This is a genomic window from Rhodococcus sp. 15-725-2-2b, from assembly GCF_002259075.1.
Lineage (GTDB): Bacteria > Actinomycetota > Actinomycetes > Mycobacteriales > Mycobacteriaceae > Rhodococcoides.
The window spans coordinates 167,342-190,414 of the sequence record NZ_NPFL01000010.1 but is presented as its reverse complement, the minus strand read 5'-3'; the positions used below and the strand labels follow the sequence as shown (position 1 = coordinate 190,414).

The 23,073-nt window shown below is 65.2% G+C and carries 23 protein-coding genes; 10 read left to right on the top strand and 13 right to left on the bottom strand.

Annotated features, from left to right (window positions below):
* Positions 1-92 precede the first annotated feature (92 nt).
* Entirely contained in the window at positions 93-800 is a 708-nt protein-coding gene (locus CH306_RS13050; RefSeq protein ID WP_045198792.1) for a FadR/GntR family transcriptional regulator, read from the top strand.
* Positions 801-819: 19 nt separating this feature from the next.
* Positions 820-2,235, top strand: a complete 1,416-nt coding sequence (gene argG / locus CH306_RS13045) for an argininosuccinate synthase (protein WP_045198790.1) — start codon at positions 820-822, stop codon at positions 2,233-2,235.
* A 67-nt stretch (positions 2,236-2,302) separates the two neighbouring features.
* Here the strand turns inward: argG and ligD are convergent, their stop codons facing one another.
* A complete protein-coding gene (ligD, locus tag CH306_RS13040; RefSeq protein ID WP_045198788.1) occupies positions 2,303-3,256 on the bottom strand; it encodes a non-homologous end-joining DNA ligase in 954 nt (317 codons plus the stop codon).
* Positions 3,257-3,274: 18 nt separating this feature from the next.
* On the bottom strand, positions 3,275-4,735 hold the full coding sequence (locus tag CH306_RS13035) for a GAF domain-containing protein (protein ID WP_094646883.1): 1,461 nt from the start codon (positions 4,733-4,735) through the stop codon (positions 3,275-3,277).
* A 155-nt stretch (positions 4,736-4,890) separates the two neighbouring features.
* On the opposite strand from CH306_RS13035, the gene CH306_RS13030 reads away from it, so the two are divergent.
* Genes CH306_RS13030 through CH306_RS13015 form a run of 4 tightly spaced genes read left to right on the top strand, consistent with a single transcriptional unit; the run spans position 4,891 to position 8,116 of the window.
* Complete coding sequence (locus CH306_RS13030; RefSeq protein ID WP_032394136.1) at positions 4,891-5,934, top strand: amidohydrolase family protein; 1,044 nt, start codon at positions 4,891-4,893, stop codon at positions 5,932-5,934.
* A 1-nt stretch (position 5,935) separates the two neighbouring features.
* A complete protein-coding gene (locus CH306_RS13025) occupies positions 5,936-6,715 on the top strand; it encodes an iron-sulfur cluster assembly protein (protein WP_045198786.1) in 780 nt (259 codons plus the stop codon).
* A 5-nt stretch (positions 6,716-6,720) separates the two neighbouring features.
* Entirely contained in the window at positions 6,721-7,746 is a 1,026-nt protein-coding gene (locus tag CH306_RS13020; protein ID WP_094646882.1) for an NAD(P)-dependent alcohol dehydrogenase, read from the top strand.
* 46 nt (positions 7,747-7,792) lie between these two features.
* Positions 7,793-8,116: a putative quinol monooxygenase gene (locus CH306_RS13015; RefSeq protein WP_027498443.1), complete on the top strand. Its 324-nt coding sequence runs from the start codon at positions 7,793-7,795 to the stop codon at positions 8,114-8,116.
* A gap of 6 nt (positions 8,117-8,122) precedes the next feature.
* Here the strand turns inward: CH306_RS13015 and CH306_RS13010 are convergent, their stop codons facing one another.
* Positions 8,123-9,025 carry an alpha/beta fold hydrolase gene (locus tag CH306_RS13010; RefSeq protein ID WP_094646817.1) on the bottom strand — a complete coding sequence of 301 codons (903 nt, stop codon included), beginning with the start codon at positions 9,023-9,025 and terminating at the stop codon, positions 8,123-8,125.
* 40 nt (positions 9,026-9,065) lie between these two features.
* A complete protein-coding gene (locus CH306_RS13005; RefSeq protein WP_094646816.1) occupies positions 9,066-9,854 on the bottom strand; it encodes an RsiV family protein in 789 nt (262 codons plus the stop codon).
* 121 nt (positions 9,855-9,975) lie between these two features.
* Here CH306_RS13005 and CH306_RS13000 point away from each other — a divergent pair, with 121 nt between their 5' ends.
* Positions 9,976-10,329, top strand: coding sequence for a VOC family protein (locus tag CH306_RS13000; protein ID WP_032393793.1), 354 nt, complete (start codon positions 9,976-9,978; stop codon positions 10,327-10,329).
* A gap of 116 nt (positions 10,330-10,445) precedes the next feature.
* Here the strand turns inward: CH306_RS13000 and groL are convergent, their stop codons facing one another.
* Positions 10,446-12,071 carry a chaperonin GroEL gene (groL, locus tag CH306_RS12995; RefSeq protein ID WP_008713461.1) on the bottom strand — a complete coding sequence of 542 codons (1,626 nt, stop codon included), beginning with the start codon at positions 12,069-12,071 and terminating at the stop codon, positions 10,446-10,448.
* A gap of 407 nt (positions 12,072-12,478) precedes the next feature.
* Between groL and CH306_RS12990 the strand changes: the two genes are divergently transcribed.
* Entirely contained in the window at positions 12,479-13,960 is a 1,482-nt protein-coding gene (locus tag CH306_RS12990) for an amino acid permease (RefSeq protein ID WP_032393792.1), read from the top strand.
* Between the two features lie 55 nt (positions 13,961-14,015).
* On the opposite strand, the gene CH306_RS12985 is transcribed toward CH306_RS12990, so the two are convergent.
* Positions 14,016-14,930 (bottom strand): serine/threonine-protein kinase, encoded by a 915-nt coding sequence (locus CH306_RS12985; RefSeq protein ID WP_045198773.1) that lies wholly within the window; start codon positions 14,928-14,930, stop codon positions 14,016-14,018.
* A gap of 244 nt (positions 14,931-15,174) precedes the next feature.
* On the opposite strand from CH306_RS12985, the gene CH306_RS12980 reads away from it, so the two are divergent.
* Positions 15,175-17,040, top strand: coding sequence for a BCCT family transporter (locus CH306_RS12980; protein WP_179272845.1), 1,866 nt, complete (start codon positions 15,175-15,177; stop codon positions 17,038-17,040).
* A gap of 41 nt (positions 17,041-17,081) precedes the next feature.
* Here CH306_RS12980 and CH306_RS12975 read toward each other — a convergent pair whose 3' ends face one another.
* Entirely contained in the window at positions 17,082-17,411 is a 330-nt protein-coding gene (locus CH306_RS12975; protein ID WP_032393789.1) for a winged helix-turn-helix transcriptional regulator, read from the bottom strand.
* A gap of 79 nt (positions 17,412-17,490) precedes the next feature.
* On the opposite strand from CH306_RS12975, the gene CH306_RS12970 reads away from it, so the two are divergent.
* Positions 17,491-17,838: a DoxX family protein gene (locus CH306_RS12970; protein WP_094646815.1), complete on the top strand. Its 348-nt coding sequence runs from the start codon at positions 17,491-17,493 to the stop codon at positions 17,836-17,838.
* Here CH306_RS12970 and CH306_RS12965 read toward each other — a convergent pair.
* From CH306_RS12965 to CH306_RS12940, 6 genes are read right to left on the bottom strand one after another with little or no spacing between them, the layout of a single operon-like run.
* A complete protein-coding gene (locus tag CH306_RS12965; protein WP_094646814.1) occupies positions 17,818-18,423 on the bottom strand; it encodes a DJ-1/PfpI family protein in 606 nt (201 codons plus the stop codon). The genes CH306_RS12970 and CH306_RS12965 overlap by 21 nt on opposite strands.
* 10 nt (positions 18,424-18,433) lie before the next feature.
* Positions 18,434-19,111: a GOLPH3/VPS74 family protein gene (locus tag CH306_RS12960; protein WP_032393786.1), complete on the bottom strand. Its 678-nt coding sequence runs from the start codon at positions 19,109-19,111 to the stop codon at positions 18,434-18,436.
* The gene (locus CH306_RS12955; protein WP_094646813.1) at positions 19,108-19,527 is read right to left on the bottom strand and encodes a DUF1801 domain-containing protein; all 420 of its coding nucleotides are present in this window, start codon (positions 19,525-19,527) and stop codon (positions 19,108-19,110) included. Before CH306_RS12955 ends, CH306_RS12960 begins: the two co-directional genes overlap by 4 nt.
* Positions 19,524-19,868 (bottom strand): UBP-type zinc finger domain-containing protein, encoded by a 345-nt coding sequence (locus CH306_RS12950; RefSeq protein WP_045198761.1) that lies wholly within the window; start codon positions 19,866-19,868, stop codon positions 19,524-19,526. The genes CH306_RS12955 and CH306_RS12950 overlap by 4 nt, the downstream gene beginning before the upstream one ends.
* A complete protein-coding gene (locus CH306_RS12945) occupies positions 19,865-21,367 on the bottom strand; it encodes an ATP-binding protein (RefSeq protein ID WP_094630895.1) in 1,503 nt (500 codons plus the stop codon). The genes CH306_RS12950 and CH306_RS12945 overlap by 4 nt, the downstream gene beginning before the upstream one ends.
* Complete coding sequence (locus CH306_RS12940) at positions 21,364-23,019, bottom strand: FAD-dependent oxidoreductase (RefSeq protein ID WP_032393782.1); 1,656 nt, start codon at positions 23,017-23,019, stop codon at positions 21,364-21,366. Before CH306_RS12940 ends, CH306_RS12945 begins: the two co-directional genes overlap by 4 nt.
* Between the last annotated feature and the right edge of the window lie 54 nt (positions 23,020-23,073).

The following is a 23,073-nucleotide window of genomic DNA, read 5'->3' as shown; positions in this document are numbered from 1 at the left end:
TCCTAGGTGAGGGTGTCCAGCTGTCCGGCTGTCTGACAGGTAGAGTGTGGCGCAGAACACCTCATCGGTCAACCCCACGCTAGGATCACGTCATGAACCTGTCGGACAGCTGGGCAGTCAGTGCGCCCACGAATGCCCGGATGAGCGCGGCCGAGGCGGTGTTCGCAGACCTGCGCGCGGCCATCGCGTCGGGCGAGCTCCCCGTCGGCCAGAAGTTGCCGTCCGAGGCGGCCCTTGCCGCTCGGCACAGCGTCAGCCGCTCCGTCATCCGCGAGGCACTGCGCTCCTGCCATGCCCTCGGCCTCACCGAGACCAAGACCGGTCTCGGCACGTTCGTGATTCGCGACCGCGTCGGCAACGACCTCGACATCGGCAACTACGCGGCCCGCGAACTCATGGAGGCCCGCCCGCACGTGGAGATTCCCGCCGCCGGCTGGGCCGCAGAGCGACGCACCGACGAAGAGTTGGCGGTGCTCGCCGGCCTGGCGGACGAAATGCGTTCGGAGGACGACCACGAGGCCTGGGTTCTGCTGGACGCGCAGTTCCACACCGCGATCGCGCGGGCGAGCAAGAATCGCGTGTTCGAGGCGATCATCGTCGACATCCGGGATGCCCTGACGCGGCAATCGGAGACCCTCAACCTCGTCGCACATCGGCAGCAACAGTCCAACGTCGAACACGACGCCATCGTCGACGGCATCCGATCGGGCGAGTACGACGCCGCAGCCCGCGCCATGACCGCGCATCTCGATGCAGTCCGGGGTGCCGTGGAGTCGCTCGCCGATCGGGCCGATCGGTAGTACTACTAGGCTGCTTGCCGTGACGAAGGTATTGAACTCTCTCCCGGTCGGCGAACGAATCGGCATTGCATTCTCCGGCGGTCTCGACACCTCGGTGGCTGTCGCGTGGATGCGCGAGCACGGGGCGATCCCCTACGCGTACACGGCCGACATCGGCCAGTACGACGAGCCGGACCTGTCCGATGTGCCCGAGCGCGGCCTGGCCTACGGGGCCGAGCAGGCGCGGCTCATCGACTGCCGTGAGCCGCTCGTCGAGGAGGGTTTGGCGGCACTGACCTGCGGCGCGTTCCACATTCGCTCGTCACTGCAGACGTACTTCAACACCACCCCGCTCGGCCGCGCAGTCACCGGAACCATGCTGGTGCGCGCGATGGCCGAGGACGGCGTCTCGATCTGGGGCGACGGATCGACGTACAAGGGCAACGACATCGAGCGGTTCTACCGTTACGGCCTGCTCGCCAACCCGCAGCTGCGGATCTACAAGCCCTGGCTCGACGAGGCGTTCGTCGCCGAGCTCGGCGGTCGGCACGAGATGTCGCAGTGGCTCACCCAGCGCACGCTCCCCTACCGTGACTCGGCAGAGAAGGCCTACTCCACCGACGCCAACATCTGGGGCGCCACCCACGAGGCGAAGAAGCTCGAATACCTCGACACGTCACTCGAGATCGTCAGCCCCATCATGGGCGTTCGGTTCTGGGACCCCGAGGTGGACATCGCGCCCGAGGAGGTCACCGTCGAGTTCGAGCGGGGTCGACCGGTCCGGATCAACGGCAAGAGCTTCGACAGCCCCGTCGACCTCGTCATGGAAGCCAACGCCATCGGTGGACGCCACGGCCTCGGCATGAGCGATCAGATCGAGAACCGCATCATCGAAGCCAAGAGCCGCGGCATCTACGAGGCTCCAGGAATGGCACTGCTGCACATCACCTACGAGCGCCTCGTCAACGCCATCCACAACGAGGACACCGTCGCCTCGTACCACAACGAAGGCCGTCGACTCGGCCGTCTGCTGTACGAGGGACGCTGGTTCGATCCGCAGGCACTGATGCTGCGCGAGGGCCTGCAGCGGTGGGTCGGCAACGTCGTCAGCGGCAGCGTGACACTGCGACTGCGCCGCGGCCAGGACTTCACGATCGTCGACACCCAGGGCAGCAACTTCAGCTACCACCCCGAGAAGCTGTCCATGGAACGCAGCCAGGGCCAGGCGTTCTTCCCCGGCGACCGCATCGGTCAACTCACGATGCGCAACCTCGACATCGCCGATTCACGCAGCAAGCTCGAGCAGTACGCCGCGCAGAACCAGCTCACGGCCTGGGGCGAGCTCATCGGCGAACTGCCCGCAGGCGGTGCCGACGCCATCGCCGCCAGCGGCCCCGACGGTTCCGTGGACTCCTCGGCACTCGACCACGCCGCCATCGAGTCCGGCACCGACTGATTTTTGCCGCCGAACTCGAAGTTATGGACGGATTTCCGCCGATTTCCGTCCACAACTTCGAGTTCGGCTACTCCTCGGGCTCCGTCAAACCCTCGTGCTCGTCGCGCTCCGCCCACTCGAGTAGCTCGTCGATCGCGAACACCGCATCGTCGATGCCCGCGTGCAGGTCCCCCAACTCGGCGAATCTGGCCGGCACCGTGAACATCGTGAACTCGCGCGGATCGACGTCGGCAACCTCGTCCCACGAAATCGGCGTCGACACCGTCGCCTGCTGATTCCCGCGCACCGAATACGCGCTGGCGATGGTGTGATCGCGGGCGTTCTGGTTGTAGTCGACGAACAGTTTCGACGGGTCGCGGTCCTTGCGCCACCACGTCGTCGTCACGTCCTCGGGTGCGCGGCGCTCGACCTCGCGCGCGAAAGCCAGTGCAGCCCTTCGCAAGTCCTTGAAGCCGTAGGCCGGGTCGATCCGAACGTAGATGTGCAGACCGTGCCCACCGGAGGTCTTCGGCCAGCCGACGGCCCCCAGATCTCCCAGCACCTCCTGAACCACCCCGGCCACGCGTCGGACCCGGTCGAAGGAACAGTCGGGCATCGGATCGAGGTCGATGCGCCACTCGTCGGGCATCTCGACGTCGGCGCGGCGGCTGTTCCACGGATGGAACTCCACGGTCGACATCTGCACCGCCCAGGCCACGTGCGCCAGTTCGGTCACGCACAGCTCGTCCGCGGTGCGGTTGTAGCGGGGAAACGTCACCTGCACGGTCTCGAGCCACGGCGGCGCGCCGTTCGGCACCCGCTTCTGGTGCACCTTGTCACCGGCCAGTCCCTTGGGAAAGCGATGCATCATGCACGGGCGCTCCCGAAGCGCCCGCACGATGCCGTCGCCCACGCTCAGGTAGTAGTTCACCAAATCCAGCTTGGTGGCTCCGCTTTCGGGGAAGTACACACGCTCGGGGTTGGAGATGCGGACGATGCGGTCACCGACCGGTAACTCGATCGACGGAGAGCTACTGGCCATGAGGTCGAGGGTAAGCGATCAGGAACGAAGCGTGATGCCGTATCGGTCGCGTTTGCGATAGATGGTCGCTCGACTCATCCCGAGTTCCTCGACCGCGTCGTTCATGGTGATGCCGGGGCGAGAGAGCACGCGGATCATCTCGTCGCGCTCGAACGTCTCGATGCGCGTGAGCCGATGGGTGGTGCGCGAGAGCACCTCCGGCGGTAGATGGTGGACTCCGATGACGTCGGCGCGGACGGCCGCCTTGTGCATCACCGTGGCCAGCTCACCGACGTTGCCCGGCCACGGATGTTCGCGCAGCGCTCGCTCGGCAGCGGGGGTGAGCGTGACCTGGCGGCCGCGTACTCGACCGGCCAGATGGAGGGCGAGCGGGGCGATGTCGTCGGGCCTGTTTCGCAGCGGCGGTACCTCGACCACGGTGCGCAGCAGTCCCGCGAGTGCCGGGGGCACGTCGTCGTAGTTCGACGCCGTGACGGTGACGGGTACGCCGTGGCCGGCGCGGCGGATCAGTTCGGCGAGGGCGTCGGCTGCACGCGCGGGAAGCCTGTCGACATCGCGGATGATCACTGCCGTATCGGGTTTCGGCAGCTCGGGCGTCCAGAGGTCGAGCCAGGCGTCGACGTCGCGGGCTGCCGGTGCTCCGGCGCTGAGGATGCGGCCGCGCGGGCGTGCCACGCGCAGTGCGCGAGCGAGCACGGTGGCCCGGCCCGACCCCGGCTCACCGACCATGAGAATCGAACCATGTTCGGCCAGAGCAGCTTCCGCAGACCCCAGTGCACTACGCCAGCCAGGGGAAAGGTCGTCGAGGATGCCCGATCCCGGCCCGCTGTGAGCGGTCTCGACCCGGAACACCTCACCGCGCGGAGCAGGCCGTGGATGCTGACCCTGTGCCCGCGCGAGCATCATCGCCGAGGTGTTGCCTGCCGCCGACTGCGCAAGGGCCAGAAGCAGATCCGACGACGACTCCGACCAGGTGGTCAGATTGACGCAGCCCTCCACCCTGCCGGTGAGGGGATCGAGGACCGGCGCAGCCGCGCACGTGTAGCCGGCGAGCGAGAGCGAGTAGTGTTCGTCCGCCCTCACCACTGCGGGCACCTGATCCGCCAGCGCCAGCGCCAGGCCGTTGGTACCGGCCTGGTCCTCCGCATACGAGAAGCCGGGCGCCAGATGCACACGGTCGAGCGCGGCCAGCAGATCGCGATCGGCGCTGACTCGGTCCAACACGAGACCGTCGGCGTCGGTGAGCATCATCGACACCGGTTCGTTCGCCAACGTGTCGCGCAACCCGTTGAGCACCTCGCGGCCGCATCGGTAGAACAGGGACTCGTCGTCGTAGGTTCCCGAGAAGACCGGAGCAACCTCGTCGAGCGACACCCCGTACCGCTGGCTTCGGTGCCAGGACGCGAGGAGCCGATGCGAGACGGCAGCGAGCGGCTCCGAGTGGAGTCGGGCTCGCGAGAGACCCCCGGAATCTGCCATGTGATCCAGGTTACATTCGCATGTCGCCATCTGTGCCGGGGCAGCGTCTCGAATTGAGACGCCGAGGCCGCGACGCCGGCTCGATTCGGACCTACCGTCGTTCCCATAACGACGTGACGCACGTCACGTATCGCACCATCCGGGAGGCACACCGCATGTACACCAAGAATGGCGAGAAGTTCTTCATCGTCGACGCTCACATCGCTCTGTGGGACGCGCGGGAGCAGAACCAGCGCAACATCCACGGCAAGCAGTTCATCGACTGCTTCTACGACTACCACCGCAACCTCTCCCCCGAGAGCGAACTGTGGACGTACGACGAGTACCTCTACCAGGGTGGCGAGCGCCTGATGCACGACCTGTTCGAGGTCGGCTACGTCGATCACGCCATCTTCCAGCCCGCCCACCTCGGCGAGTTCTACAACAACGGGTTCGGACAGACCGAGGAGGCGTCGGCGTTGGCCGCCGCGCACCCGGACAAGCTGACCTACAACCACCACTTCGATCCGCGCAACGGCGAACGTGGCCTCGACCAGCTGCGAGCCGACGCCGAGCGCTTCGGACTCAAGGGCGTCAAGCTCTACACCGCCGAGTGGCACGGCGATTCCCGCGGCTACAAGCTCGACGACGACTGGACGCGGCGCTACCTCGAGGTCTGCCGCGAAGTCGGCATCAAGAACATCCACGTGCACAAGGGGCCGACGATTCGTCCGCTCGATCGAGATGCGTTCGACGTAGCGGATGTCGACCACGTGGCCACCGACTTCACCGATCTGAACTTCGTCGTCGAACACTGCGGACTGCCCCGGCTCGAGGACTTCTGCTGGATCGCAACCCAGGAACCCAACGTGTACGCCGGTCTCGCGGTGGCCATTCCGTTCATGCACACACGTCCCAAGTACTTCGGCCAGATCATGGGTGAGCTGCTGTACTGGCTGGGCGAGGACCGCATCTTCTTCTCCTCCGACTACGCACTGTGGACGCCCAAGTGGCTGGTCGAAGGATTCGTCGACTTCCAGATCCACGAGTCCCTCGACGAATACGCTCCCATCACGCTCGAGCAGAAGAAGAAGGTGCTCGGACTCAACGCCGCCAAGCTCTACGACATCGAGGTCCCTGCAGAGCTGCAGCTGCCCGATGCCGACGAGACCGAGACCGGACCGCGTCAGCCCGAGCGCGCCGACCTCGCGGCGGTCTGAGATGACGACTGCCACGACCACCAGGAAGGACGAGGCCTACGCCGCCCTCGGTGTCGTCCTGGATCCCGAATTGGACGAGCCCATCACCGATCTCGGCTTCGTCCGATCCCTGGAGGTCGACGAGAGCACCGTCCACGTTCATCTGCGGTTGCCCACGTCGTTCTGCTCGCCGAACTTCGCGTACCTCATGTCGGGGGATGCGAAGGACGTGCTGACGGCACTGCCGTGGACCGAGCATGTTCTCGTCGAACTGGACGATCACCACGACTCGGACAAGATCAACGCCGGCCTCGCCGCCGACGCAGGATATCGAGGCACCTTCGGCCACGAAGCCGAGGAGGACCTCGAGGAATTACGAGCGACGTTCCGCCGCAAGGCGTATGTGGCGGCGATGGAACGTTCTCTCCAGGGGTGGCTGCGAGCGAATCCCGGTGCGACCGAGAACGACTTGGCCGCAGTGGTTCTCGGAGATCTTGCGGACGATCGCACGTCGACCGCTCTGCTTCGCCGCCGCGAGGCACTCGGGCTGAGAATCGACCCGGCCGCTCCGGCTCTGGTCGACCACACCGGTCGCCCACACACCGGTGATCTGACGATGGTGATGCGGCGCGCCCGCGCCACCCGCGTCTCGATCGACGGCAACGCGCACTTCTGTCGCGGGTTGCTGCAGACTCGCTACCCCGGCGCGGAAGAACAGCAAGTCCCTCGAGAGGAGGGCGCGTTCATCCCCCTCACCTCCCTCACCGTCCAGCACACCACAACACAGGAGCAGTCACGATGAGCACGATGCGCGCCGTCCAGGTGGTCGGGTATCACAAGAATCTGGAGATGACCGAGGTACCGATCCCCGAGGTTCGAGGCCCTCTCGACGTGATCGTGAAGATCGGCGGGGCAGGCGTGTGCCGCACCGATCTGCACATCCTCGAAGGCCAGTGGGCCGAGAAGTCCGGTGTCACACTGCCGTACACGATCGGGCACGAGAACGCCGGATGGGTGCACGCGGTCGGTTCGGCCGTCACCAACGTCCGCGAGGGCGACAAGGTGATCCTGCATCCGTTGGTCACGTGCGGACTGTGCCGGGCATGCCGGTCCGGTGACGACGTGCATTGCGAGAGCAGTGATTTCCCCGGGATCGACACCAACGGCGGGTACGCGGACTATCTGCGTACCAACGCCAGGACAGTGGTGAAGATCGACGAATCGCTCGAACCGTCCGCGGTGGCAGCGCTGGCCGATGCAGGCCTGACGGCGTACCACGCCGCCGCCAAAGCGGCCCGGCGGCTGACTCCACGCGACAAATGCGTCGTCATCGGTGCAGGCGGCCTCGGCCACATCGGTATCCAGGTGCTGGAGGCGCTGTCGCCCGCAGAGCTCATCGTCATCGACCGCAACGCCGATGCCGTCAAGCTCGCCCTGACTCTCGGTGCCGATCACGCGGTGGTCGCCGACGGCAGCCAGATCGACCAGGTCATGGAACTCACGGGCGGATTCGGCGCCGAGGTCGTTCTCGACTTCGTCGGCGAAAATGGCTCCACCGCAGAGGGATTGGCGATGACCAGACGGGCCGGTGACTATCATGTGATCGGCTACGGCGAGAACGTCGACGTGCCGACCATCGACCTGGTGTCGGCGGAGAAGAACATCGTCGGCAACCTCGTCGGGTCCTACAACGACCTGTGCGATCTGATGTCTCTCGCCGCGCGCGGTTCCGTGAACCTGCATACGCAGACCTACGCACTGGACGACTTCCAGAGTGCCATCGACGACCTCGACAACGGACGGGTTCGCGGCCGCGCGATTCTCGTACCCTGAAATCGGGTAGTAACCACCGACACAACCCCAACAACGAGGAGCAACGTTGATCTTCATCACCGCCAAGTTCAAGGTCAAGCCCGAGCACGCCGACAACTGGCCCGAGATTTCGCGCGACTTCACCGAGGCCTGCCAGGCCGAGGAGGGGTGCCTCTGGTACTTCTGGTCACGCACCCTCGACGACCCGACCGAGTACGTCCTGGTGGAGGCCTTCAAGGACCCCGACGCCGGTGCGACACACGTGAACTCGGATCACTTCAAGCAGGCGCAGAAGGATCTCCCGCCGTACCTGCAGGAGACGCCGAAGATCATCAGCCAAGAGGTCGACGGCACCGACTGGAACGAACTGGGCGAACTCGCCGTCGACTAGATCGTTCTAGCTCCGTTCTCGATCCCGGACCACCTGGCCCAGCGTCACGACCGCGTCGGCGAACTGTCCCGGCAGTTCCTGCGGCGGGTTGTGGCCGCAGTCGATCTGCCGAACGTCGATCAGATCGGTGAAGTGCGCCGCGTGGTCCGGGCTGCCGTACAGCGAGGCAACGGTGTCCTCGGTCGGATCGATCACGATCGTGGGCACCGTGATCCTCGGTTGCTCGGTCAGCGATTCCTGCGTCGCTGCATAGGCCGGGTCCCCGGCCTCGATGCCGTAGCGGTGGCGGTAGGAATGCACGGACACGTCCACGAAGTCGGGGTTGTCGAACGAGGGTGCGGTGGCCGCGAACTCGGAATCACCGAACCGCCAGGTCGGCGACCAATCCGTCCACAGTGTCTGTGCGATCTCTGCGCGGTGGGCCGCGAGCCCGGCCCGGCCCCGCTCGGAGTGCAGGTAGTACTGATACCAGTACCGCTTCTCGAGATGCGGCAACACCGGCGTCGACACTGCCGCGGCGATGTCCTGGACCAGGTAGCCGGACACGCTCACCAGGCCCGACACCAACTCCGGCCACATCGCGGCGACGACGCACGCCGCTCGCCCACCCCAGTCGTAGCCGGCGACGATGGGCTCGTTCAGTTCCAGCGCGAGAATCAACTCACGCAGGTCGTGGCCGATCGCGGCCTGCTCTCCGGATCGCAACGTGTCGGCGTCGACGAACCGGGTCGGTCCGAAGCCCCGCAGATACGGCACCACCACGTCGTATCCGGATTCGGCGAGCAGCCTGGCGACGTCGTCGTAACCGCGTGGGTCGTACGGAAACCCGTGTAGCAGCACCACCGAGGGACCGGACGGATCGCCGACGCGGTCGAACTCCACATCCAACACTCCTGCGCGAATCATCATGGGTCCATGCTCGCATTGCGGTGGCGGTATGCGCCGAGGGTCAACTGCTCAGCATGTCCTGCATGCCGGGCGCGAGAACGTCGGACAGGTCGGTCCATGGGACGGTGATCGTGATGAGGCCGATGCCATAGGCCCCCACCTGGTAGTCACCGAAGTGAATGTTCATCCCCTCCGGTGATGCGGTCCAGTTGCCGAAGTCGGCCACCGTCGGCTCGATGCCCGAGCGCTCGAAGTTCTCGCCTGCCCGGGTGGTCGGAAGAATCTTCGCCGCTTGCTCGGACAACCTGGACAGACCGGCATCGAGATCGGTGAACGCGTCACCGAGGGTGATCGGCTGTGCGGTGTCGACGTCGATCGTCACGGTCGAGATCAGCGAATCACCATGGGCGCCGGCAGGCACTGCGATCCAGTCGGTGATCTGTTCGGAACTGATCACGCGCCTACCGACGTAGGTAGAGCTCGGCGTGTAGCCGTCGCCGAGAGCGAAGTCCTGTCCGTTGTGGCCGTCGATCAAGTCCTGCAAGGCCGCCCGCATCGACTCGTTGAACTCCGCCGTCACAGCGGGATCCCCACCACTGAGCTGCGGAATGGCGACATCGTAGGTTGCATGTTCCGTGGATCCGGTGACCCGAGTGCTGCCGACGACGTACGACTCGGCGGCATTCGACGTGGTGGGCGGAGTTGTACTCGTCGGCTCGGCGCGCTCGGTCGTGGCCGGTGCGTCGGAGGTCGTCGGCGCGGACGCGGGCGTGGCGGTTCCCGAAGTGGAACAACCCGCGAGGGCCGCTGTCACGGCAAGGGCGGCAGCCATCGAGCGGAGACGAGTCATGACCGACCCTAACCACTGCGCGTCGACTCACTCAACAGGAAACAACTGCGGAGCACCGACTCCGCAGCTAGCGTCGAACCGTTCGGTTCGTCTCGACCGGCCACGTTTCGGAGGGAGTTCGATGAGAACCAGGAGCATCATCACCAATCTGCGCGTGCCGAACGTGGACGCGGCCAAGTCGTTCTACACCGAGTTTCTCGGTCTGCGTTCGGAGGAGTTCGACATGGGCTGGGTTGCGCGGCTGACGTCGCCCGACCGCCCGGTCAGCGTTCAACTCGTAACCGAAGATGCCAGCGCACCGGAGGATTCGGTGATGTCGGTGCACACCGACGATGTCGACGGCGCGTACACCGAAGCCCAGAAGTTGGGCTACGAGATCGTGTATCCGTTGACGACCGAACCGTGGGGTGTTCGCCGGTTCTTCGTTCGCGCTCCCGACGGCAACGTCATCAACATCGCGTATCACCGGGACTGACTGCTTCGAATCGGGTGCAGCAGACCGCGCCAGGCGCGGCCCATTGCACCCGATTCGAACGCGAAAAAGCCCGACCCCGCAGAGCGGAGTCGGGCTTTTTCAGCGAGGGGCTGGACTCAGAAGTCCATGCCGCCCATGCCACCGGTCGGATCGCCTGCGGGCGCTCCGGCCTTCTCGGGCTTGTCGGCGACGACGGCCTCGGTGGTGAGGAACAGAGCCGCGATGGACGCTGCGTTCTGCAGTGCCGAGCGGGTGACCTTGACCGGGTCGTTGATGCCTGCAGCGAGCAGGTCCTCGTACTCGTTGGTCGCGGCGTTGAGGCCGTGACCGGCGGGCAGGTTGGAGACCTTGTCCGCAACGACGCCGGGCTCGAGGCCTGCGTTGAATGCGATCTGCTTGAGCGGAGCGGACAGCGCGACGCGAACGATGTTCACGCCGGTTGCCTCGTCACCGTCGAGCTTGAGGTTGTCGAGTGCGGGCGCTGCCTGGAGCAGTGCCACGCCGCCACCGGCGACGATGCCTTCTTCGACGGCTGCCTTGGCGTTGCGCACGGCATCTTCGATGCGGTGCTTGCGCTCCTTGAGCTCGACCTCGGTCGCCGCTCCGGCCTTGATGACTGCAACGCCACCGGCCAGCTTGGCCAGGCGCTCCTGCAGCTTCTCGCGGTCGTAGTCGGAATCGGAGTTCTCGATCTCGGCGCGGATCTGGTTGACGCGACCGGCGATGGCGTCGGAATCTCCCGAGCCCTCGACGATGGTGGTCTCGTCCTTGGTGATGACGACCTTGCGTGCCTGACCGAGCAGCTCGAGTCCGGCGGTCTCCAGGGAGAGGCCGACCTCTTCGCTGATGACCTCGCCGCCCGTGAGGATGGCGATGTCGGCGAGCTGAGCCTTGCGGCGGTCACCGAATCCGGGAGCCTTGACGGCCACGGACTTGAAGGTGCCACGGATCTTGTTCACCACGAGGGTGGAGAGAGCTTCGCCCTCGACGTCCTCGGCGATGATGACGAGCGGCTTGCCGGACTGGATGACCTTCTCCAGCAGCGGCAGCAGGTCCTTGACGGTGCTGATCTTGGAGCTGACGAGCAGGATGTACGCGTCTTCGAGGACGGCTTCCTGACGCTCTGCATCGGTGGCGAAGTACGCCGAGATGTAGCCCTTGTCGAAGCGCATGCCCTCGGTGAGCTCGAGCTGCAGGCCGAAGGTGTTGGACTCCTCGACCGTGATGACGCCTTCCTTGCCGACCTTGTCCATGGCCTCGGCGATGAGCTCGCCGATGGACGGGTCGCCTGCGGAGATGCCAGCGGTAGCAGCGATCTGCTCCTTGGTGTCGATCTCCTTGGCGGACGCGAGCAGCGACTCGGTGACGGCTGCAACAGCCTTCTCGATGCCGCGCTTGAGGCCGAGCGGGTTCGCGCCGGCTGCGACGTTGCGCAGGCCTTCACGGACGAGTGCCTGAGCGAGAACGGTAGCGGTGGTGGTGCCGTCGCCTGCGACGTCGTCGGTCTTCTTGGCGACCTCCTTGACGAGCTCGGCACCGATCTTCTCGTAGGGATCTTCGAGCTCGATCTCCTTGGCGATGGAAACACCATCGTTGGTGATCGTGGGAGCTCCCCACTTCTTCTCGAGTACGACGTTGCGACCCTTGGGGCCCAACGTCACCTTTACTGCGTCGGCGAGGGCATTGAGGCCTCGCTCGAGGCCACGGCGTGCCTCTTCGTCGAACGCGATGATCTTGGCCATTGCGAAGTGATCCTCCGGATTGGGGGTGACACATTGCTGGCCGAGCTCGGTGCCCGCGACGGACGACCAGGGGTGTCGTTGATTCCCCGGCCTCACCGTGTCCCGACCTGGCACTCACGTGTCGAGAGTGCCAACTGCATTTCTAGCACTCGACCATGGCGAGTGCAAGGTCGTCCGCCGGGAGCGAACCACCGCCACCCCCGTGCCCGACGCCACCGCGCGGCGGCTGTCGCGAGCAGATGCTCACCTTTGCACGGGCCCTTCACACACTGTTCACATCCGTGGCCATTGTTAACATTCGGCATCTTCCGCACGAACGCCGAACGCTAATATCGTTCTGGGACAGTAGTTTTCACGTCATTTCAATTCGGACATACCCCCACAAAAGCGACAGTAAGGATCGAAACATGTCCGATACGGTCGACACCTCGTACGACAATTCGGCGATGGATCACGAGGAGGAGGGCTACCACAAGGGCCTCAAACCTCGTCAGTTGCAGATGATCGCGATCGGCGGCGCAATCGGCACCGGCCTGTTCCTCGGCGCGGGCGGACGCCTCGCCAGTGCCGGCCCCGGCCTGTTTCTCGCCTACGCCCTGTGCGGAATCTTCGTCTTCTTCATCCTGCGTGCACTCGGCGAGCTGGTCCTGCATCGCCCGTCGTCGGGCAGCTTCGTGTCCTACGCGCGCGAGTTCTTCGGCGAGAAGGCTGCGTTCGTCGCGGGCTGGATGTACTTCCTCAACTGGGCGATGACGGCCATCGTCGACGTCACGGCCATCGCGACGTACATGCACTACTGGGGCAGCTTCGAGGTGATCCCGCAGTGGGTCATCGCACTGATCGCCCTCGTCATCGTCATGTCCATCAATCTCGTCTCGGTCCGCTGGTTCGGTGAGATGGAGTTCTGGGCGGCGATGATCAAGGTCGTCGCGCTGGTGACCTTCCTCATCGTGGGCATCGTGTTCCTCGCCGGCCGCATTCCGGTGGGCACCGAGGTGCCGGGTATCAACCTCATCACCGACAACGGCGGCTTGTTCCCGTCCGGAGCATGGCCACTGGTGATCGTGATCTCGGGTGTCGTGTTCGCCTATGCTGCAGTGGAATTGGTGGGGACGGCTGCGGGTGAAACCGAGAACCCGGAGAAGATCATGCCGCGGGCGATCAACTCGGTCATCGCTCGTATCGCACTGTTCTACGTCGGCTCGCTGGTGTTGCTGGCCGTGCTGATGCCGTACACCGCGTACCAGGCCGGGACGTCGCCGTTCGTGACGTTCTTCTCGAGCATCGGCCTGGGCGGCGCGGGCACCATCATGAACATCGTGGTGCTCACCGCCGCGTTGTCGAGCCTGAACGCCGGGCTGTACTCGACGGGCCGCATTCTGCGCTCGATGGCGATGAACGGCAGCGCGCCGGAGTTCACCAAGAAGATGACCAAGGGCGGCGTACCGTTCGGCGGCATCCTGCTCACCTGCTTCATCACGCTGTTCGGCGTCGCCCTCAACGCGATCGCCCCGGGCGAGGCCTTCGAGATCGTGCTGAATATGTCCGCGCTCGGCATCATCGCCAGCTGGGCGACCATCGTGCTGTGCCAGATACAGCTGTTCCGCTGGTCCAAGAAGGGCATCCTCGAACGGCCCAAGTTCCGGTTGTTCGGTGCGCCGTACACCAGCTACGCAACCCTGGTGTTCCTGTTCGGCGTGCTGGTGCTGATGGCGTTCGACGCCCCGATCGGCAGCTGGACCATCGCCACCCTGGTGGTCATCATTCCCGCACTGATCGGCGGCTGGTTCCTGGTGCGCACCAAGGTGCTCGCCGTCGCCGAGGAACGCCTCGGCTACACCGGTCAGTACCCGGTGGTGGCGAACCGTCCGGTCGATCCGGAGGAGTGAACCCGTGAGCGAAGGCCCCACACCGACTCGGTGTGGGGCCTTCGTCGTGTCGCGGTCAGGAAAACTTGAGCCAGCGCGATCGGCTGAACGGCGATCGGCGCGGCGGCGGCTCCGGAACTCCCGCTTTCACTGCTGCCGCCACCGCATCGCTGAGCTCGGCGCAGGTTCGGAAGCGATCCGCCGGGTCCTTCGCCAGCGCGCGTGCGACCACGGCGTCGAGGCCTCGGGGCAACGAGCGTCGACGCCGTGTCACCGACGGCGGCTCGGCCGTGAGGTGTGCAGCGGTGATGGCCAACGGCGTGGCCAGCGGATACGGCGTCCGGCCAGTTGTCAGCTCGACGAGCGTGGCCCCCAGACCGTAGACGTCGGTCTGCGCACTGAGCACTCCCCCGCGCAGCAGTTCCGGTGCCGCGTACGGGATGGATGCCATCACCGTCCCACCCGCAGCGAGCGGAGTCGCATCCCCCAGTAGGCGTGCAATTCCCCAGTCGGACAACATCACCTGCTCGTAGCCGTCGATTCGCTCGGTGGAGACGAGAATGTTGGCCGGCTTGACGTCCCGATGCACGACGCCCTGCGAGTGGGCGTAGTCGAGTCCCTTGGCCACCTCGGCGACGATGCGCGCCGCCCGGGACACGTCGAGAGCGATCTGTCCGCGGGCGACCAGCCGCGCGGCGCTGTAGCCGTCCACGTAGTGCATCGACATCCACAACTGGTGCTCGAACTCACCGTGCTCGTGCACCGACACGATGTTCGGGTGCACCAGTTGCGCGGCGACGGCCGCTTCCATCCGAAACTTGTTGCGCAACCTCGGCGATCGAGACGCGTCCCGGTCCAGGATCTTGAGGGCCTCGAGCCGATCGTGGCCGCGTCCGAGAACCAGATACACCTCGCTCATGCCCCCGACACCGAGGCGGCGCTGCACCCGAAATCCCGCGAACTCCGAACCCGGCTGCAATCGCATCGTCATGGAATCGCCTGCCGCACAGGGCTACTCGCGCCGCCGTAACCGACGGGTGACACGATCGGACACGTCCGCAGCATCGACAGAACTGTAGTCCGTTCCAGGGCTCGAGGCGACTCGGCAGTTTCGCCACCAGCGCCGATGTCGTTTATGGTAATTACCGGTACTTGACCGAAACAAGAGAAAAAGAACGGCAAACCGATAACGGTCAGCCGATTACGGTGACTCGAGTTGTAAGGAAGTCAAGTAAGTGAAAGCAATAAAAGAAGCATGGGGAGGCCTGCTCAAGCCGGTCTTCGTCCCCGCCTCGGTCATCATCTTCGTCATGATCGCCTTCTCCGTGATCTACGCGAGCACGGCGGCAGACTCGTTCGAAAAGCTCAACGAGGCCATCACCGCGGGCGTCGGCTGGTGGTACATCCTGGCCGCGACCGGCTTCGTACTGTTCTCCCTGTACTGCGGCCTGAGCAAAGTCGGCAACATCCGGCTCGGTCGCGACGACGAGAAGCCCGAGTTCGGCGTCCTGTCCTGGTTCGCCATGCTGTTCAGCGCAGGCATGGGCATCGGCCTGGTGTTCTACGGCGTCGCCGAGCCGCTCTCGCACTACGTGACGCCACCCGAGGCGGGCGGCGTTCCCGGTAGCACCGACCCCGCTGCACGTCAGGCCATGGAGCTCACCCTCTTCCACTGGGGCCTGCACGCCTGGGCCATCTACGTCGTCGTCGGACTCGGCATGGCGTACATGACGTACCGCAAGGGTCGCCCGCTGACCGTCCGCTGGCTGCTGGAACCGCTGCTCGGCCGCAAGCGCATCGAGGGTCCGATCGGCCACGCCATCGACACCGTCGCCATCGTCGGCACACTGTTCGGCGTCGCGACCTCACTCGGGTTCGGTGTCCAGCAGATCTCCGCGGGCCTCGAGTACCTCGGCTGGGTCGAGACCACCAATTGGTTCGTGATCGTGCTCATCGCCGCCATCACCGGTATCGCCACCTTCTCGGTGGTCAGCGGTGTGTCCAAGGGTCTCAAGTGGCTCTCGAACATCAACATGGGACTGGCAGCTGCACTCGCCCTGTTCGTGCTGCTCCTCGGCCCGACACTGTTCCTGATGCAGTCCTGGGTACAGAACCTCGGCGGCTACGTCCAGGCTCTTCCCGAGCTGGCCCTGCGCACCTCGCCGTTCTCCGACGACGGCTGGGCCGGCGGCTGGACCATCTTCTACTGGGGCTGGTGGATGAGCTGGGCACCGTTCGTCGGCATGTTCATCGCGCGTATCTCCCGCGGCCGCACCATCCGTGAATTCGTGTTCGGTGTGCTGCTCGCTCCGACCATCGTCGGCTCGCTGTGGTTCACCATCTTCGGCGACACCGGCATCCTTCGGCAGCGCAACGAGGGCGATCTGCTCGACGCCGAGGGCGCGGTGAACACCGACACCAGCCTGTTCCAGGTGCTCGACGGCCTCCCGATCGCCGCGATCACCAGCGTCATCGCCATCGCGGTCATCGTGTTCTTCTTCGTCACGTCCTCGGACTCGGGATCGTTGGTCATCGACATTCTCTCGACCGGTGGGGAACTGGAAACCCCGAAGATCACCCGGGTCTACTGGGCCGTGCTGCAGGGTGTGGCCGCGGCCGTGCTGCTGCTCGTCGGTGGTTCGAGTTCGCTGACGGCGCTGCAGACGATGTCGATAGCCACGGCCGTGCCCTTCTCGATAGTGCTGGCCCTGGCCTGTGTGTCGATGCTCAAGGCGTTCCGCTACGACGTCGCCACCACACCGCGGTACGTGCGCGTGACCACCACCTCCGACGTCGCAGGAGAGGAGACGACGGTGTCCGCACCTGCCGCACCTCGAAAGCGTGCGACGGCCGGGATCTCCACGACGTTCTCCGGACTGTCGCCGTCGCGGGAGGGGCTGACATCCTCTCGCGCCGACGGAAGCGTCGTACTGGCAGTGCACGAGGTGCCCAACGAACAGCTCGAGGTTCATCCCGAAACCGGGGCGGTCGAGTACTCCGGAGACAATGCTCCGGTCGACCCACTCGGCGGCGAAGTCTTCGACACGCAGGAATTCGCCGACTCGGCCGAGGGCCAGAAGGACAGCAACCACACCGACTGACCGATCGATCCACCTCTGGCCCTCGCGACGCCGTCGCGGGGTCAGAGGTTTTTCGAAGCCCAGTCGGTCAGAGCCTCCAACGACGGCAGCAGCGCCTCTCCGGACGTCGTCAGGCTGTAGCCGACGGAGATGGGTGGCCCGTCGTCGACGGTGCGCGTCACCAGGCCTGCCTTGCCGAGTTCGCCCAGTCGCTCCGACAACACCGAGTCACTGATGCCACCGACCGCGCGGCGAAGGTCCGAGAACCCCATCGGCCCGTTCATCAGCGTCGCGAGAAGAATTCCGTTCCATCTCTTGCCGAGGAAGCCGAAGGCTTTGGTCAGCGCCCCGTCGCAGGCACGAGGGTCGTGAGGCTGCTCGCTGGTGACCATACGTCCACCTTACCGAGGTGCTACAGTCCGCCTTGCTGCTTCTGAATTACTAGTGGCCTCGGATATGAAAGAAGGGCTCATGTTCATCGCAACCGTCGTCGTCTCGGTTCTGCTCGCCGTCGCGCTCACGTTCTCCGCCATCGGAAAACTGACGAAGAATCCCTCCGTCATCCCCATGCTCGAACAGGTAGGCGTCCCCGCCGACAAGATCCCCTGGCTCGCCTACGTCGAAATCCTCGGAGCCGTCGGCCTGCTGGTCGGATTGGCCGCCTGGCCCATCGGCGTCGCAGCCGCGGTCGGCGTCATCCTCTACTTCGTCGGAGCCGTTGCCGCCCACCTTCGCGCCAAGGACAAGGAATTCGCACCCGCCGCCGGACTGGCCGTGTTCGCGATCGTCGCGCTGGTGCTACGGGTGCTCAGCGCCTGACCAGTCGTAATCCATCTGGCTCGCGGTGGCGAGAGCATGATCCGCTCCCGCCCACCGCGCGACCAGGTGCAACGCCAGATCGAGACCGGCGCTGATACCCGCCGAGGTCGCCAGATCGCCGTGGTCGATGTATCGAACGGCCTCGTGGACGACGAGCGCAGGCCATCGAGCGGACAGTTGCTCCAGATCCTCCCAGTGCGTGGTGACCGGGCGTGTGTCGAGCAAATCCGCTGCGGCGAGCACGAACGCACCGGTGCATACCGACGCGACCAACTCCGCACCGGGCCGAGTGCGCTGCAACCACTCCAGCACTCGGCCGTTCGCCTCGAGGGCGTCGACGACACCTCCGGGAACCAGGACGACGTCGTACCCCCGCGGATCGTCGACCGTGGTGTCCACCCCGATCCTCATTCCACCCCTGGCGACGACCGGCCTGTCATCGATCCCCACGAGACTCACCTCGAAAGGTCGTGCACTCCCGGCACGGTCGGCCACTCGATTCGCCACCGAGAACACCTCGAACGGCCCGCACGCGTCGAGTACCTCGACATCGTCGAACAAGACAATTGCAACGCTTCTGCTCATACCCTGACTTTCAGCTGCTCGTGGTCGACACGATGACGGGCACCATCACCGCGGCCATCACCGCAGCGTTCACATCCGAGACGGCCTTGCGCACAGCCGCGCCTGCCCATTCCCCCTCGGCGACCTGCTTCGCCCTCTGTTTCAGCAGCTTCTTGTCCGCATCCACTATCACCTTGTGCGTCAGGTCCACCGCCGAGATCAACGAGATCAGCGCAGCCGTGTGGGGCGACGGCGTCGTCCCGTCGACGAGCGCGCCGCGTAGGGAATCTCTCAACCCCTTCTCGTGCGAGGTGTCACGAGCAGGCCACGTCGTGGTCGGGAACAGCCCCAATACCTTGGCCTTGTTCTCGGCGACGAAACCCTGGGCCACCAACCGAGCAATCAACTCCTTCGACAGATTCTTCTGCGACTTCTCGATCACCTTCTGCGGCTTCATCGGCCGCGACGCCGATGCCACGAGATCGAACACTCGACGCAGCAGGCCATCGGCGGGGGGCGCTCCTGCGACGACCACGTGATCTTTCTTCGTCTGCTCGCCGGGGCCGGTGATGCGCAACGACCCACCCATCGCGAGCTCGACCACCAGGGCACCTGCCAGCACCCGCGGTAACTTCGTGCTGTCGGCCAGCGGCTTGCCCGAGTCGTCGTCGAGCAACAGCAACAGGAGGTCCTCTGCGATCAAGGTCATGACGCGAGGCTACCCAGGATGTACGCGTAGTTGTGAGCCACCAGTTGCTCGAGAATCGCTATGTCCACTTCGGCGAGCTTGTTCACGTACAGGCAACCTGCGCCTCGCTTGTGCTTGCCCAAGCGTTCGAGCAGTGAATCCGATTGCGGGGCGTACGTCGCGCCGTACACCGACAGATTCGCCTTACGTGGGGAGAACCCCACGACGAGACTCTCGCCCCGACGGCCACTGCCCGTCGTGTAACGGTAGGCACCGAAACCCACCATCGTCGGCCCCCACATCACCGCCGGCTGCCCGGTCACCCGACCCATCATCTCGGCCAGGGCGAGACCGTCCGCGCGGCGAACCGGATGTTCGACAGCGGCCAGAAAATCCTCGGCCGGTACATCGGTGGGTCGAGTCAGGTTCTCGTTCAATTGATCAGGGCCTGCCAGTTCGACGGCACCCGCTCACGCGGCCCGGGCACCGTCTGATCGAGCGGATGATGTTGCGGCGGAGCCAGTTCGGGGCCGTCGTACATCTGCTCGTCGGCATAGTTGTAGAACCAGTCCTCGCCGGGCTCGTAACTGCGCACGAACTGGTGCCGGGTGGACTCCGCATGCTTACTGGCGTGCTGCGACGGTGAGGAATCGCAACACCCGATATGGCCGCACTGCGCGCACCGACGCAGATGCACCCACCACCCTTGCGTTTGCGTGCACTCCACACAGCCCGGGCCCGACGGTGGGACCTTCGGGTCGATGCCTTCGATGGTCATGTTGCCTCCTCTGTGGCCGGGTCGACGGGCAGCCGAACGATGAACCGTGTGTCGCCCGGTTCGGACACCACTCGCAGATCACCCTGGTGCTTCTTCACCACGATCCGCCACGAGATGTCCAGACCGAGACCCGTACCTTCGCCGACCGGTTTGGTGGTGAAGAACGGCTCGAAGATCCGCGACCGAATCTCCTGCGGCACACCGGGTCCGGTATCACAGATCTCGATCTGAACCTGATCCTCGTCCAACGATGTCCGCACCGTCAACACCCCCTTCTCTTTCGGGGTCGTTCCTGCAGGCTCCACTCCCGCGCCTGCCATCGCCTGCACGGCATTGTCGATCAGGTTCGTCCACACCTGGTTGAGTTCGGCTGCGTAGACCGGGATGGGCGGAACCGCGGGGTCGTAGTCCTTCACCACCCGAATCTCGTCACCGATCTTGCGGCCCAACATGATCAAAGTGCTGTCGAGCAATTCCCGCACGTCGACGGTCTGGTACGGCGCGCGGTCCATCTGCGAATACTGTTTCGCTGCACCGACGAGCGTGGAGATGCGCGTGGTCGAATCCGCGATCTCGTTCATCAACAGCTCGGTTTCGACGGTGTAGTTGAGCCACCGGATCGCACCCTCCAGCATCGTCGGATCGTCCACCGTCGCAGCAACCTTGTCGAGCCACGGCACATCCAGACCGGCCGAGACGAACGTCGGAGCCAGATCCCAACCGTCGCCGATACCCTTGTCCTCGAACCATTCTCCGAGTTCGTCCTCGCGGTCCGACGCCTCCATCGCGGTCAGCTTCGGAGCCTTGGCCACCAACTCCACGGCCTCGTTCTGCAGTCCGACCAGATGCGCCATGCTGCCGCGATCGAGAGTGCCGCCGGCGATCATCGCCAACTTCTGCCGCATGTGCGCCACCCGATTCCGCAACGCCGACGTAGCCCGCACCGCAGCGGCTGCCGGATTGTTCAGCTCGTGCGTCAACCCGGCAGACAGAGAACCCAACGCCAACAGGCGTTCTCGTTGTTCCACTATCTGCTTGGTGTTCTGATTGCCGAAGAACAGACCCTCGAGCAGGTGCAGCGCCATCGGGAACCATTCCCGCACGATAGACGCGAAGCACTCGGCGTCGAGCACGAAGAACCGCGAGCGCTCGGTCACCCGCATCGAACCCTGGTACGTCTGCGGCACCCGATCACCCAGGTACGCCTGCCACGCACCCGCGTACACCCCCCGCTGGGAGGTCCGGTTGACCACCAGATCCTCCCCGCCCGAGAGCTTCGAGAGCACGACGGCACCGTCCATCAACACGTAGAAACACGTCGCCGGATCGCCCTCCGCATACACCGGCCCGGGTTCGATCGTTTCGATGCGTCCGTCCCGACACAGCTCCGCCAGCTGCGAGTCGGAGAGATGCTCGAACAAGAACAGCGTCCGCAACTCCTCCGGATCACACGCAAGCCCACTCTGGTCACTCCGCGGGCTCCGCTCCTGCGCGCTCACGGGTTCGCCAGATATCTGTGCACCAACATCACGGCCATTGCTCCCTCTCCCACTGCCGACGCGACGCGTTTGGCCGAGTCGGATCGAACGTCACCGGCCGCGAAGACGCCGGGCACACTCGTCTCGAGGTGATGCGGCAGGCGAGTCGGCGTCCACCCGGCAGGTCCACGTCCGTCGGTGACGAGATCCGGCCCGGTGACCACGAATCCATGGTCGTCCCGCACGAGTACCCCGTCGAGCCACTCGGTGCGCGGCGCCGCCCCGATGAACAGGAACAGATACTGCGCGTCGACGGTCGTCGTCTCGTCGGTTGCCCGGTTCCGCAGCGTGATCGACTCGAGGTGACCGTCGCCCGACACGCCCGCGACCTCGGTGCACGGCCGAACGCTGATCTTCGGATTCTCTTCGATCTGTTTGATGAGGTAGTACGACATCGACGCTTCGAGGGAAGACGCCCTGATCAGAATGGTCACCGACTTGGCCCCGCGCGAGAGATACACCGCCGCCTGACCGGCCGAGTTCGCGCCGCCGACGATGTAGACGTCCTGCTCGGCACAGCGCGCTGCCTCGGTCATCGCCGATCCGTAGAACACGCCGCGTCCGGTGAAGTCGTCGATTCCCGGTGCGTCCAGCCTGCGATAGGCGACACCGGTGGACAGGATGATCGTCTGTGCACTGATGCTGCGGCCGTCGGCGAACCGTACGGTGCGCGCGGCACCGTTGGTTTCCAGGCCGACGACGTCCTGGGTGGTGACCACCTCGGCACCGAACTTGAGCGCCTGCCGCCGTGCCCGCTCGGCCAGCTGTGCACCCGACACCCCGTCGGGAAAGCCCAGGTAGTTCTCGATGCGAGAACTCTGACCGGCCTGGCCACCGGTTGCGGTCCGCTCGATCAGGGTCGTCCGCAGACCCTCCGACGCCCCGTAGAGCGCAGCTCCCAGTCCCGCCGGTCCGCCGCCGATGACGACCAGGTCGTAGAACTCCTCGGACGGCGACACCGTCAACCCGAGCCGATTGCCGAGTTCGGCATCGGACGGTTCGATCAGCGCATCGCCCTCGGTGGTGATGACCACCGGCAACCGGCTGTCGTCCACGCCCGCGGCCGCCAGCAGCCGGGCACCCTCGGACTCGTCGGACATGTACCAGCGATACGGCAGCTGATTGCGAGCGAGGAACTCGCGGATCTCCGACGAGCGCGCGGACCAACGGTGGCCGATGATCTTGGTGTCCTCGACGGCCCGATGGTCGTAGGCACACCAGGCCTCGAGTTGGGCGTCGAGCACGGGATAGAGCTTCTCCTCGGGGGGATCCCACGGCTTGAGCAGGTAGTAGTCGAGGTCGATGACGTTGATCGCGTCGATTGCGGCGTCGGTGTCCGCGTACGCGGTCAGAAGGATGCGCCTGGCCGTCGGGAAGATGTCCATGGCCTGCTCGAGAAATTCCATGCCGCTCATCTGCGGCATCCGATAGTCGGCCAACAGTATGGCGACCGGTGTGCCGCGCAGCGCGAGTTCCTTCAGCGCGTCGAGCGCCCCGGAACCGGACTCCGCACGCACGATGCGGTACTGCTCGCCGTATCGGCGGCGCAGGTCGCGGGCGACCGAACGTGAAACCCCTGGATCGTCGTCGACGCTGAGAATGACCGGTTTCATGACCCTCCAGAACTGGTGCTCACCAACGACATGAGCATGCCACCGCGTCGCCCC

Coding starts and splice junctions, on each gene's coding strand:
- CH306_RS13005 (WP_094646816.1), bottom strand. CDS start 9,854: ATGACTCGTCTCCGCTCGATGGCTGCCGCCCTTGCCGTGACAGCGGCC.
- CH306_RS13050 (WP_045198792.1), top strand. CDS start 93: ATGAACCTGTCGGACAGCTGGGCAGTCAGTGCGCCCACGAATGCCCGG.
- CH306_RS13035 (WP_094646883.1), bottom strand. CDS start 4,735: ATGGCAGATTCCGGGGGTCTCTCGCGAGCCCGACTCCACTCGGAGCCG.
- CH306_RS13020 (WP_094646882.1), top strand. CDS start 6,721: ATGCGCGCCGTCCAGGTGGTCGGGTATCACAAGAATCTGGAGATGACC.
- ligD (WP_045198788.1), bottom strand. CDS start 3,256: ATGGCCAGTAGCTCTCCGTCGATCGAGTTACCGGTCGGTGACCGCATC.
- CH306_RS12940 (WP_032393782.1), bottom strand. CDS start 23,019: ATGAAACCGGTCATTCTCAGCGTCGACGACGATCCAGGGGTTTCACGT.
- CH306_RS12950 (WP_045198761.1), bottom strand. CDS start 19,868: ATGACCATCGAAGGCATCGACCCGAAGGTCCCACCGTCGGGCCCGGGC.
- CH306_RS12960 (WP_032393786.1), bottom strand. CDS start 19,111: ATGACCTTGATCGCAGAGGACCTCCTGTTGCTGTTGCTCGACGACGAC.
- groL (WP_008713461.1), bottom strand. CDS start 12,071: ATGGCCAAGATCATCGCGTTCGACGAAGAGGCACGCCGTGGCCTCGAG.
- CH306_RS13010 (WP_094646817.1), bottom strand. CDS start 9,025: ATGATGATTCGCGCAGGAGTGTTGGATGTGGAGTTCGACCGCGTCGGC.
- CH306_RS12975 (WP_032393789.1), bottom strand. CDS start 17,411: ATGGTCACCAGCGAGCAGCCTCACGACCCTCGTGCCTGCGACGGGGCG.
- CH306_RS13025 (WP_045198786.1), top strand. CDS start 5,936: ATGACGACTGCCACGACCACCAGGAAGGACGAGGCCTACGCCGCCCTC.
- CH306_RS13030 (WP_032394136.1), top strand. CDS start 4,891: ATGTACACCAAGAATGGCGAGAAGTTCTTCATCGTCGACGCTCACATC.
- CH306_RS12990 (WP_032393792.1), top strand. CDS start 12,479: ATGTCCGATACGGTCGACACCTCGTACGACAATTCGGCGATGGATCAC.
- CH306_RS12970 (WP_094646815.1), top strand. CDS start 17,491: ATGTTCATCGCAACCGTCGTCGTCTCGGTTCTGCTCGCCGTCGCGCTC.
- CH306_RS12985 (WP_045198773.1), bottom strand. CDS start 14,930: ATGACGATGCGATTGCAGCCGGGTTCGGAGTTCGCGGGATTTCGGGTG.
- CH306_RS12965 (WP_094646814.1), bottom strand. CDS start 18,423: ATGAGCAGAAGCGTTGCAATTGTCTTGTTCGACGATGTCGAGGTACTC.
- CH306_RS13000 (WP_032393793.1), top strand. CDS start 9,976: ATGAGAACCAGGAGCATCATCACCAATCTGCGCGTGCCGAACGTGGAC.